This window comes from Fodinibius sp. GM21, from assembly GCF_058386955.1.
The window spans coordinates 586,412-598,502 of the sequence record NZ_JBYEIQ010000001.1; the positions used below are offsets into that span (position 1 = coordinate 586,412).

Here is a 12,091-nt window from a genome sequence, read left to right on the forward strand (position 1 = left end):
CTTAAGGTTGTGGTCGTTGAGCTACTCCACTTTTATAAGCCGCATTTTTAACCTCTGTAGATACTTTCCGAACGACCTCTTTATTGAAAACGCTGGGCACGATATATTCTTCGCTGAGTCCTTCATGATCAATACATTCTGCAATGGCATGAGCCGCAGCCAGCTTCATCTCTTCGTTAATATCAGTAGCTCGTGCATCTAGAGCGCCGCGGAAAAGTCCCGGGAATGCCAGCACATTGTTGATCTGGTTTGGATAATCACTTCGTCCGGTGGCAATAATTCGGGCAATCCCCTGTATTTCTTCAGGCATAATCTCGGGAACCGGGTTCGCAAGCGCAAAAACGATAGGATCATCGGCCATTTGTTCAACTGCTTCGACGGGAACAGTACCCGGCCCACTTACTCCAATGAGCAAGTCAGCATCCTCGGTAGCATCCAGCAGGGAGCCCGACAGGTTATCAGGGTTGGTATTTTTGGCAACCCATTGTTTACTGGAATTAAGCTCATCGATTTTATCTCGGTTGATAATTCCGCTTCTGTCGCAGCACAAAATTTCTTTCGCACCGGCTTCTAACAGTATCTTCGTGATAGCTACACCTGCTGCACCGACACCAACAATCACTGTGCGTAGGTCAGAGAGGTCTTTGCCAACAACCTTTAAAGCATTTATAGTCGCAGCCAACGCTACAACAGCCGTACCGTGCTGATCATCATGAAAAACGGGGATATCCAGTTCTTTTTTAAGCTTTGCTTCGATTTCAAAGCAGCGTGGTGCTCCGATGTCTTCCAGGTTTATTCCGCCAAAACCAGGGGACATCCATTTCACAGCATTGACAATCTCATCAACTTCTTGGGTTTGCAGGCAGATAGGATAAGCATCAACATCCGCAAATTCTTTAAACAACATGGCCTTGCCTTCCATAACCGGCATGGCAGCTTCAGGGCCAATGTCACCAAGTCCTAACACCGCTGATCCATCACTGACCACCGCTACGGAATTTTCTTTTATCGTGAGTGAATGGACTTTTTCTTTTTCTTTGGCAATAGCTTCGCAGACACGTCCTACTCCAGGGGTATAGGCCATAGAGAGGGAGTCACGGGTATCGACTGGTACTTTGTTTTCAATTCGTATTTTGCCTCCGAGGTGGAGCAGAAATACACGGTCAGATACATTCCTAACCTTGACGCCGTCGATAGCTTTAACAGCTTCAACAATGGCTTTGGAGTGTTCCTCATCACGGGCGCTCACAGTCAAATCCCTAACTTTATATTCTCCTTTAACTTCGACTACATCAACCGCCCCGGGATCTGCCTTATGATCTGCGATTTTACTTAAAATCTTAGCCAGCATACCTGGTTTATTTTTAATATATAAACGCATGGTAAAACTATAACTGACACTGGGTTGTACTTCACTCATTGGGTATTTCTTTTCTGTTTTAAATAAATTCTAAACTCTAAATTTTAAACAGCAAAGTTACAATCCTTATAACTGTGCAACAAATTCTATTCTATGGATTTTACTTATTGCATGAATGATTATTGAAGAATCTTTAATACAACTGGCAATAGATTGTTCTCGGTAATAAAATGGACAACTGCAGATAGAAACCAAACTGTGCTAGTCGGGCATTTTTTGCTTTACATCTTTTTTCTTTTCGAAACTTTCAAATAACAATCATAATCATATATTCAGATTGATTTAAATTTTTATTAAAACATCTTTTATGAAGAAAACAGCTCATATTACTGCTTTTTGTTTTGCTTTCTTGCTGATGTTCGCATTGCAGGGATGGTCCCAGTCGTCGCCGGCTGAGGCTTTTGAAAATGTGACAATCCACACAGCTGATGGAAACATAATCAAAAGTGGAACTATCGTTTGGAGAAATGGGATAATTACGAACGTTGGCAAAAATATTGATATCCCCTTTGATGCCTATGTTTGGGATGGTGGGGATAGTCTGCATGTATATCCCGGATTTATCGATGGACATGCGCTCTGGGGGAGTCCGGATGTAGATGAAGATGTGGAAACACCCGATGAACCCGGCAATCCAGGTTATGGACGTGCTGGAATTCAGCCTGAACGGGCAATCTCACAGCTCTTACAAGCAGGTGACAAGTCTTTTGCCGAAGCGCCTAAAAAGGGGTTTACAACCGCCGCTTTGGGGCTTAAAGGACAGATGCTTCCTGGTCAGGTCGACCTCTTTTTTATCAATGGCAAAGAAACTGAGAACCTACTTTTAAAACAGGGAGTAGGAATGACGGCCCAGTTTGAAGAGGCACAGGGGCAAGCCTATCCCTCTACAACCATGGGGATCATGAGTCAGTTTCGACAACTTTTTAATGATGCTAAAGCCCTGCAACAACAGGAGCGTTATTTCGCTTCGGTTTCATCGAATTATCCTGCTCCAAAACAGAACAAAGTACTTGAAGCGCTGTACCCGGTAATAGGCAAGCAGCAACCATTCTATTTTGTAGTAGATACCAAAGAAAATATTGAACGCGTATTTACCCTGCAGGATGAACTCGGTTTTGAAGTAATAATCATATCCGGAAAGGAGGCATACAAGAAGGCAAATGAGTTGAAAAAGCGCGATATCCCGGTATTGGCAAGTATTGATCTTCCTGAAGAACCTGAGTGGCGAACACAAGAAGAGGATGAAGCTATGCCTGAAATTACCGAGGAGATGCGCATCTTCAGAGATAGGCAGGAAGCAGCCTATAAAGCAGATATCCAAAATATTGCAAAACTGATCGATAGTGGTGTAAAGGTTGGATTTGCTTCTAATGGATTGGAGCTTTCCGAGATCAACAAGAATCTCATGACCTTGAAAGAGGAGAGCGATCTTGAAGATGAAGACATATTGCGCATGTTGACGCAATCGACAGTCGACATTCTGGGATACAGCAACCAGCTTGGTAATATTGACGAAGGTCGTATCGCCAGCTTTACCGTATTTAACAAGCCGTTTATGGAAGAAAAAGCTCAAGCACTTTACTCCATTACGGATGGAAAGCTTACTGAATTTGAACAAGAATCTTCCGAAGAATAAGGATTATGAAGAAGTTACTGTTAACAATATTAGTTTTTTATTTTAGTCTAGCGGCTTATGCCCAGGATAAGGGATCTGTTCTTATCAAAAATGGAACCCTTATTACGATTACTAATGGGAATATGACGAATACCGATCTCTTAATCGAGGAAGGTGTTATCACTGAAATTGGAGAAGATATCTCTGCCCCCGATGGCGTAGAAATCGTCGATGCCTCCGACAAATATGTGATGCCGGGTATTATTGATGCCCACTCACATATTGCGGGCGTGGATATCAACGAATGGACTAATCCCGTTACGGCAGAGGTTAGCATGCAAGAGTCCATTGATCCCAATGATATTAATATTTATTGGGCGCTGGCCGGCGGTGTTACCTCTATCCATTTGATGCATGGCTCGGCCAATGTGATTGGCGGACAAAATGAAACGCTTAAGCTTCGTTATGGTACTGGCATGGACGAGATGCGTTTTGAAGATGCCTCTCGAACGATCAAATTTGCTCTTGGAGAAAATCCAACGCGTGTCCATGGACAGGGGTTTGACGTACAACCACGGACTCGTATGGGGGTTGAACAGGTGATTCGAGATCACTTTGATGCTGCGATCGATTACAAGCGAAATCGGCAGGAATTTTTAGATGCCAAACGGGCCTTTGAAAATGGAAGCCGCACAACCCCGCCCGTCCCGGTTGCCAAGAATGAGCGTCTCGAAGTGTTGGTTGGTATTTTAGAAGGCGAAGTACTAGTACATACGCACTCATACAGGGCTGATGAAATTACTATGTTGATGCGCGTTTTTAATGATTATGGGATCGAAGACTATACATTTCAGCACGCCAATGAGGCCTTCAAGGTAGCGCCCGAACTCAAGAAGAACGGTGCCTATACTTCGGTTTTTGCTGATTGGTGGGCTTATAAGTTTGAAGTATACTATTCGACCGCTTACAACGCTTCCATACTTAATGCGAATGGGGTCAAAAACAGCATCAACTCCGACAGCGGTGAACTGATCCGTCACCTTAATCACGAGGCTGCCAAAGCTGTTCATTATGGTAATACATCCAAGCAAGATGCTCTTAAGATGATTACCATCAATCCCGCAACCCAGTTGGGAATAGACGAAAAGGTGGGGAGTTTAGAAGTTGGCAAACATGGAGATGTAGCCATCTGGGATGGTCATCCGTTGAGTATCTACAGTAAAACCTTGAAAACATATGTAGACGGTAAGAAATATTTTGACCGTGCTGAAGATGCCGATGATATGCGACTAAAGGTTGATGCCGAACAGGATTTTGATGAGGCATCCGGACGGTGGTACAATGAAAACGGTCGCCATTCAGAAACATGCCTGAGAGGAGCAGAAATTCGTTTCAGCAAACAAGGCATGAAACTTCAAGGCAATTAATTACAATGAGCAAAGATATAGAAATTATTATGACGTATTTGAAAAGCACAATATCAGCTTGTCTCTTGGTACTCTTTTTGGGGATGAACGCTGAAGCACAAATTACCGAAAAGGCTGAATTCGGGAAGTTTGCTATTACTAGTGCTACAATCCATACCGTCACTAATGGAATAATTGAAAATGGGACGGTATTGATTAAGAATGAGCAAATTTTCGAGGTAGGCAGGGATATCAATATACCATCAGAGTATGAGCAGATTGACGCTTCGGGTAAGCACGTGTATCCTGGTTTTTTTGATTCGGGCACGCAACTCGGACTTCAAGAGATCGGAGCGGTCGCGGTGACTAACGATCAGGCCGAACTGGGAGATTTTAATCCTCATGTGAGAGCTTTTACGGCTATTAACCCAAGCAGCGTAAATATCCCCGTGACGAGGGTTAACGGCGTAACACATGTTATTTCCATGCCCGTTTCCGGACGATTGGCAGGCAAGGCTACCCTTATTGATCTCTATGGGTATTCTCCTGACTCTATGGCGGTTAGTCCAAATGCAGGCTTGCACCTAAACTGGCCGACATCCAAAAAAGGGGGCTGGTGGGATGAGCGATCAGACGAGGAAGTCAAAAAAGAATATAAGGAAGATCTCAAAAAGCTTAATGATTTCATATCGCGAGCTCAATTTTATAATAAAATGATGACAGATTTTGAAAAAAATCCCAATAATAAGCAGCAGCCCGACATGGATAAAAAGATGCAGGCGATGCGAGAGGTGGTAAAAGGCGAAATACCGGTTATCATTTCAGTGGATGCCAAAAGTGATATTTTAAATGTCATTGAATGGACAAAAAAATATCCCGATATGCAGTTTGTGCTGGCAGGAGTAAGAGATGGCTGGCGCGTGGCTGATGAAATTGCCGAAGCCGGTCTTCCGTGTCTGGTATCAACGTTGTATACACCCGAACGCGATTATGACAATTATCAGCGTCCCTATCAGAATCCAGGCAAACTGAATGCAGCGGGCGTCAAGGTTGCTATTGCAACCGGCGAAGTTGAGAATGTGAGAAATGCACCTTATCACGCTGGATTTGCAGCCAGTTATGGCTTAGGCAAGCAGGAAGCACTGAAGGCGATCACTATTAACGCCGCAGAAATTTTTGGGGTTAGCGATAAACTTGGGAGCATTGAAGAGGGCAAGCAGGCGAATCTTTTTATCGCTGACGGCGATCCCTTTGAGCCGATGAATCATATTACGGATGTTTTCATTCGTGGGAATAAGATCCCAATGGTGAGCCGACATATACAGCTTTATGAACAGTATTTAAATAGGGGAGCAAAAGCCAATTAATATATCTTTCCTAAACAATTTTACAGGAGCGGCATGAATAGTGCCGCTCCTTTTTTATTTTATAATGATTTAAACTATCGAAAGCTGATAATTTAAAATTCAAGACTGGAATTACTTTTTGACGACTCATTATGTTTTCTGATCCTTACAAAGCGGCAGTTATACAGATGAACAGCCAAACGAATCTGCAGGCTAATTTAGATTCAGCCTACCACTACATTGAAGAGTCCGTAGAAAGAGGCGCTAAAGTGGTGGGATTGCCCGAGAATTTTGCCTTTTTGGGTGGGCTGTCGATGCGGATGAAAAAAGCGGATACCATTGCTGAGAAAGTGCCACAATTTCTTTCTGAGACAGCAAAGGAGTTTGATATTTACATTGTGGGCGGGAGCTATCCCGTTCCGGCCGGTAATGGAAAAGTCTACAATCATTCTCCGCTTTATGCGCCTGATGGTAAAGAGCTAAAGAGCTATAACAAAATTCATCTATTTGATGTGAATCTGGATGATGGGGAATCCTATCGGGAGTCTGATTATGTGAAGGTAGGCGACCCTGAGGCAGTTATCTATGAGAGTGATAAAATAGGGAACTGGGGGCTTTCGGTTTGCTATGATCTTCGCTTTCCTGAGCTTTATCGAAAACTGGTTGCTGGCGGGTCGGAAATATTGTCTATTCCTTCTGCATTTACTTATACAACCGGCCAAGATCATTGGCAACCGTTGTTAAGAGCCCGCGCCATTGAGAACACCTGCTACGTTTGTGCTCCGGCACAAACCGGTCTGCACGGTAAGAATCGGAAAACCTGGGGGCACGCTATGATTATTGATCCATGGGGTCGTGTAGTGGCAGATGCAGGTCAAGAGCCGGGAGTTGCGGTTGCAGAAATAGATCCCGGTATTATCCAAAAGGTTCGCGGCCAGATTCCGTCTCTCAAACATCGAAGGATGTAAATTAGTATCCAATTAATAACTGTTTGTGTATTGATACAATAGCTGATCTAACAGCAATAGCGTTGCAGATAAGCTGACCAATACTACTACACTTAGCAAAGGCTCCCAGATAACGAATCCACCGATAAAACCTAATATAGCGCCCAGGTATTGAATATATCGCAGCTGTTCATTAGTGGCCGATCGGATAATAGTTGAGATGTGCTGTTCATCATAACTTCGCAGGTTTTCCTCCACCAACGAATGTACGTTCAGCTGATTGATAAGCTTATAAAGCAGAGTAGTTACGATATTTTCGATGGCATTACTGTTTTCGTCAATTTTACGCGGAAGCTGATCCAACAAATCATCAAGTTTATCGAGTCCGTTTTCAACCGATGTAGGAATTTGCACCAACGCTTCTTCAATGATTGACTGCATTTCCCGTCCCTTTACGAAGGTATAGGTCTTAAAAGCGATTTTTTCGAATGATTTGTTATGCAAGGCTTCCTCAATCTGGGTAAGAATACGTTTGGCAAGTGCTACTCTAATCTCAGGATCAGCAATCATCTCATCAATATATTGTACAACCCACTGTTTGATATCTTTTCTGAATTCGGGATCATCAATAATATTCTTAATATATCGGGTCGAAAGTTCACGATAACGACCAATGATATTAGATTGCGTTATTTTCTTCTTTATGATCTCAGGATTGATCAAATCCTCAGAGACAGCCTGTGCCAGTCGGTAAGCTATTCGGTTTTTCTGTGCCGGAATAAGACCATGTCCAAAAATGGGACGTTTTTTGGCCGGCTTAAAAAGCATGGTAATGGCCAGCCAGTTGGTTAAAAATCCGATTAACCCACTAACGCTGAGTATTTTTAATAGCCCCTCGAATTGAAGTTCCCGCCCCCACAAAGAAGTTGATAATCCATCAAAATCCCAGAAAAAAGAGACCCCGAATAAGACTACTAACAGATAAGGAATAATAGAAAGGGCCGATATGAACGTACTGCTGTAGATCTGTTTCCGTACTGGCTGCTGTTGATGGCTTCTCTTTTTAGTAAGATCCTCAATTTGTGTATACCGATTAACGATCTTCCACAAATTTAGGGCATGTTCTTTTGTCTTTTTTTTGGCTGTATCCAGCGCGCCGTCAGATTTATTATCGGGAAGGTGCTCTATGCTCATACCGTTAGAAATAATTAGACTGTTGACGGAATGCTGTACGTAAATATGGGCAAGGAGTTTAGGATCTGCAAAACGGAAATTACTTTTCCCGTTTCTCAGCCATATCAAGATAGAATTCTTCTTTTTTGGTCATCTGCTCTTTTTGCTCGGTGGATTGATCTTCATAACCTGTTAAATGTAATAGACCATGAATATAAATCCGTCCAAACTCCCTATCTATAGATTCATCAAATTCTTGTGCCTGCTCAATGATTCGTGGGGCACAGCAGAACAGTGTGCCTTCAATATCTTGGTTATGATCTGATTCGTCATATCGAAAGCTAATGATATCAGTAACATAATTCCGGTCCAGATGCTCACTGTTGATCTGGACAATGGCATCTTCATCTACATAGACAACCTCAACAAATTTAAAGCTGCAGTCTTCCTTTTTCGAGATTTGTTTAGCTATCTCTTCACAAAAAGATTGGTCTAGGGGAATGGCGAGGCTTGTTTGGTTGAAGATTTGAATATCGGAAAGTTTATCGGCCATCGATATCAATCTTCATCAAAAGAGAAGTTGTCCAGGTTCACTGATTCGGTAAGTGATAGGGCGATAGCGCTCATCATCAGATCTTCAGGGAGCTTGGTGAAATCGCTGTTCAAAATAGTTTCGCTCACATTGGCATATAAGCTACAACCGGCTCCTGTTTCTACAATGAGCCCCGAGGTACGCTCATTTTGACGTCCAAAGAAGGTTACTTGCTGGAGCATGTCGCTGGCAATAAAGGCTGTACAGTTATGTAACTGTAAAAACGTATTCTGCGCATACACCGAAACCATGTTAGAGTTTTCGCCTTTCACCTCAAGCCCAAGATGTATTTCCAAAGCAAGTCGCCGTTTTTCCTCTTCATTAACTACTTCAAGGCGAAACACATCATTACCAAGGGGCTTGGCCTTAGTTTCAAGCACTTCAGCAATTGCATCAATATTCTCTTTTGTAAATTGATGAACCATGGGTTTGCAATCTTATGCAATCATTATTTTTGATTCAATGGAATATACCATTCGCAACTCTAAATTAGAAATTCCTGCTATGCCATATAAAATAAGTTATAGCTTTTTATAGCTGGAACCTATCAAATTCCTTCTTGTTTTCTTCCTTTGTAGCCGGAACCGAAATACGATTACCCGTAATTGTATTAACACGTTCGTGCAATCCTTTGGCTTTTTCATCATCACCATTCATGAAATAAATACGCTGTATAATAGTGAGATGACTAATGGACCTTGAGATTTCACGGGCAATTCGTTGACGTTCTGAGCTAATGCTTTGCATCTGCTGCTTTAAGCGTCGTTGAGCCTTCATATTGGCATTATTACGCGCCTGTTCGGCTTCTTGTTTGAGTTGCGCTATCTTGTTTTGCATTTCATCGTATTCGGTAATGCTGCTTTCAAGATTTCCAAATATTCCTTCTTCGAGTTTTTGTGCTAGTTCAACTGCATTTTGGGTATCACCAACATCTGCATAACTATAGGCATAGAGAATGGTAGAGTTGATATTATTATCATTAATGTTGAAGGGAAGTTTTTCTTCCCCCCATTTCAGCCAGTAGCTGGCACTGTCAGGCATACCCATATCGCTGTATTTATTAGCCAGCTCGGTAATACTGAAGCGATAATTACCTAGCATGCGACGGATATTTTCATCGAAGTAATTATTGGGTTTATTCCATTCCCTGAACCGGAAGTTTGAAAGCCGTTTGGCATGAATACTTGCATCCATCCAACCGTAACCCTGCGACTGTCGGCGTTGAGGCACAACACGGAACGCTTTCCCTTCGAAACGGAAATAGGGCTGCAAGTTCATTTGACTCTGATTTGAAACCGTATTTGCAATGTAAACCGGTCGCAACCAATTATTATTACGCAGAATATTCAGAATAACCTCATCCTGTACTTGAGTATAGTGTCGCTGATTTCCCTGGCGATCTTGCCCGGCTGAACGTCCCTCATAGTACCAGGCGACTTCGTTATCAAGAGAATCTATGGGAATTTGGAAATGTATCTTAGATAAGTCCAACCCAAGATTCTTACTAGTATCAACGCCTGTTGCTTGTTTGTAATTCTGCATGCTGCTGAACGCATTTTTAAGCATGTCTTTGTTGACAGGTATTCTTAGCGTATCGGGATTATGCATCGAGAGCCCGCTGGTCAACTGTTCAACTTTCTCGTCATCAAAAGAAATAGGGAGGGGAGCAGATTCGTGAGACCACTGATCTCTTAGCTGCTTGATATACCAATCCGTATTAAGCAAACTCAGGCAGACAATGCGCACGTCAGTTCGAATTCCTTCAACCTCCTGCAGGTACCAGAGCGGGAAGGTATCATTATCGCCGTTAGTAAATAATATTGAGTTGGGAGCTGTCGAATTTAATAGGTTATAGGCATAATCCGGGGCGACATATCGGTCACCACGATCGTGATCATGGAAATTTTGCATACCCATCCACACCGGGGCAGCTAAAAACAATATCCCCAGAATGGCATAGGAAACGACCTTGCTAGACTTTAAATAATCCTTAACTAATTCTACTAATCCAATGCCGCCCATACCAATCCATATGGCAAAGGCAAAAAACGATCCCACATACGCATAGTCCCGTTCGCGCGGTTGCATGGGAGTTTGATTAAGATAAAAAATGATAGCCAGGCCAGTGAATACAAACAATGCCAATACCGAGAGTGCTCGTTTCCAATCATGTTGGAAGTGGAATAACATCCCAAAAATTCCAATCAAAAATGGTATATAGAAGTAACTGTTGTGGGCAGGGTTGTCTTCATGTTCAGTATCGGTAAAGCCAGCCTGCCACCCTGCATCTTGTATGTCGGCATCACGGCCAATAAAATTCCATGCAAAATACCGCCAGTACATATGGTTGAGCTGGTATCTTAAAAAGAAGTCCCAGTCGCTTGAATATTGCGCATACTGTTGCATATGTTGCGGATTGGAAGAATAACGACGCGGAAAGAAAGTTTCTTCATCACGATTAAGAGTCCCCTGACTGTTGTCGTAGGTATTACCTGTTAGCAGCGGTGTCTGCCCGTATTGTTCTCTTTCCAGATAATCAATAAAAGCTTCTACAGTTTCAGGATCGTTTTCGTCGATGGGGGGGTCGGCGATAGAACGAATAAAAATAAGCGAATAGGAGGAGTAGCCGATGAGGATCATCGTGTAGCAAATTAGTACTATATTGGCAATCCGATGGCCATTTTTATGGGTATAATAAAGTCCGAAACTCATTGCCATCAGAACCAGAATAATAAAGCCTAAGGGACCAATGAGTCCATAGCTGGCATTGGTGATCCATTCCATAAGACTGGGAACACCCTGTATGGTGCCGGGGTAAACAAGCAGAAAGGCACCTGCAGAAACAGCCATGAGTACCCCGAAAGACTGATAGCTAAATTCGTATTTTTTGAAATAAATTATCAGTGCTACAAAAAACAGAGCAAGGAGGTTAAGCAAGTGAATTCCCAATGCGATTCCGAAAAGGTAAGCGATAAGGATTATCCAGCGCTCATTGTAAGGCTCATCATGATTCTCGGCCCAGACCAGCGCCAGCCATACAACGGAGGCTGTAAATAACATTGAAAGGGCATAAACCTCGGCTTCTACAGCGCTAAACCAAAACGTATCAGTAACAGCAAAAGTAGCAGCTCCGAGAATCGCTCCCCCATACATTCCGATTTTATCGATAGTTAACATGTTATCAGGAGCTCCTTTCCACTCTCTGACCAATCGCACAGTAATAAGGTATAACAGCATAACGGTGAGAGCGGAACTTAGCACGCTAATAAAGTTTATGCTGGCTGCCACATAAGCGGTAGGCATAAACATGGAAAAGATACGTCCCAACAGGGAATAAAAGGGTGCTCCGGGAGGGTGGTTAACTTGCAGGCCATGACCAACGGCAATAAATTCCCCTGCATCCCAAAAGCTGGCCGTCGGGGCCATGGTAATGAAATATAAAATGAGAGAGGCAAAAAATGTGATTAAAGCTAACGTACGGTTGGTCGTCTTATGATTCGAAAACATTCGTACCTAATACCTTAAAATGCTGTTTAAAGAGATTTCATTAGCAGGCAATAATAGTCATAGGCATGATAGAATCAAAATGATA

At 42.8% G+C, this 12,091-nt stretch carries 9 protein-coding genes; 4 read left to right on the plus strand and 5 right to left on the minus strand.

The genetic code is table 11. The features are described 5' to 3' along the window. Nucleotide 1: 1 nt before the first annotated feature. Complete coding sequence (locus tag ACT3IB_RS02320) at nucleotides 2-1,420, minus strand: NAD-dependent malic enzyme (RefSeq protein WP_491537410.1); 1,419 nt, start codon at nucleotides 1,418-1,420, stop codon at nucleotides 2-4. A gap of 307 nt (nucleotides 1,421-1,727) precedes the next feature. On the opposite strand from ACT3IB_RS02320, the gene ACT3IB_RS02325 reads away from it, so the two are divergent. The 4 genes from ACT3IB_RS02325 (at nucleotide 1,728) to ACT3IB_RS02340 (ending at nucleotide 6,755) form a co-directional block, all read left to right on the plus strand. Next, complete coding sequence (locus ACT3IB_RS02325) at nucleotides 1,728-3,056, plus strand: amidohydrolase family protein (protein ID WP_491537411.1); 1,329 nt, start codon at nucleotides 1,728-1,730, stop codon at nucleotides 3,054-3,056. Between the two features lie 5 nt (nucleotides 3,057-3,061). After that, nucleotides 3,062-4,462 (plus strand): amidohydrolase family protein, encoded by a 1,401-nt coding sequence (locus tag ACT3IB_RS02330; protein ID WP_491537412.1) that lies wholly within the window; start codon nucleotides 3,062-3,064, stop codon nucleotides 4,460-4,462. 5 nt (nucleotides 4,463-4,467) lie between these two features. After that, nucleotides 4,468-5,808, plus strand: coding sequence for an amidohydrolase family protein (locus ACT3IB_RS02335; RefSeq protein WP_491537413.1), 1,341 nt, complete (start codon nucleotides 4,468-4,470; stop codon nucleotides 5,806-5,808). Between the two features lie 131 nt (nucleotides 5,809-5,939). Then, on the plus strand, nucleotides 5,940-6,755 hold the full coding sequence (locus ACT3IB_RS02340) for a carbon-nitrogen hydrolase family protein (RefSeq protein ID WP_491537414.1): 816 nt from the start codon (nucleotides 5,940-5,942) through the stop codon (nucleotides 6,753-6,755). A gap of 12 nt (nucleotides 6,756-6,767) precedes the next feature. Here the strand turns inward: ACT3IB_RS02340 and ACT3IB_RS02345 are convergent, their stop codons facing one another. The 4 genes from ACT3IB_RS02345 to ACT3IB_RS02360 form a co-directional block, all read right to left on the minus strand. Beyond that, on the minus strand, nucleotides 6,768-7,928 hold the full coding sequence (locus ACT3IB_RS02345) for a DUF445 domain-containing protein (protein ID WP_491537415.1): 1,161 nt from the start codon (nucleotides 7,926-7,928) through the stop codon (nucleotides 6,768-6,770). A gap of 79 nt (nucleotides 7,929-8,007) precedes the next feature. Next, nucleotides 8,008-8,460, minus strand: a complete 453-nt coding sequence (gene ybeY, locus ACT3IB_RS02350; protein ID WP_491537416.1) for an rRNA maturation RNase YbeY — start codon at nucleotides 8,458-8,460, stop codon at nucleotides 8,008-8,010. Between the two features lie 5 nt (nucleotides 8,461-8,465). Then, on the minus strand, nucleotides 8,466-8,924 hold the full coding sequence (locus ACT3IB_RS02355; RefSeq protein WP_491537417.1) for a hypothetical protein: 459 nt from the start codon (nucleotides 8,922-8,924) through the stop codon (nucleotides 8,466-8,468). Nucleotides 8,925-9,030: 106 nt separating this feature from the next. Next, nucleotides 9,031-12,006, minus strand: coding sequence for a protein O-mannosyl-transferase family (locus ACT3IB_RS02360; RefSeq protein ID WP_491537418.1), 2,976 nt, complete (start codon nucleotides 12,004-12,006; stop codon nucleotides 9,031-9,033). Between the last annotated feature and the right edge of the window lie 85 nt (nucleotides 12,007-12,091).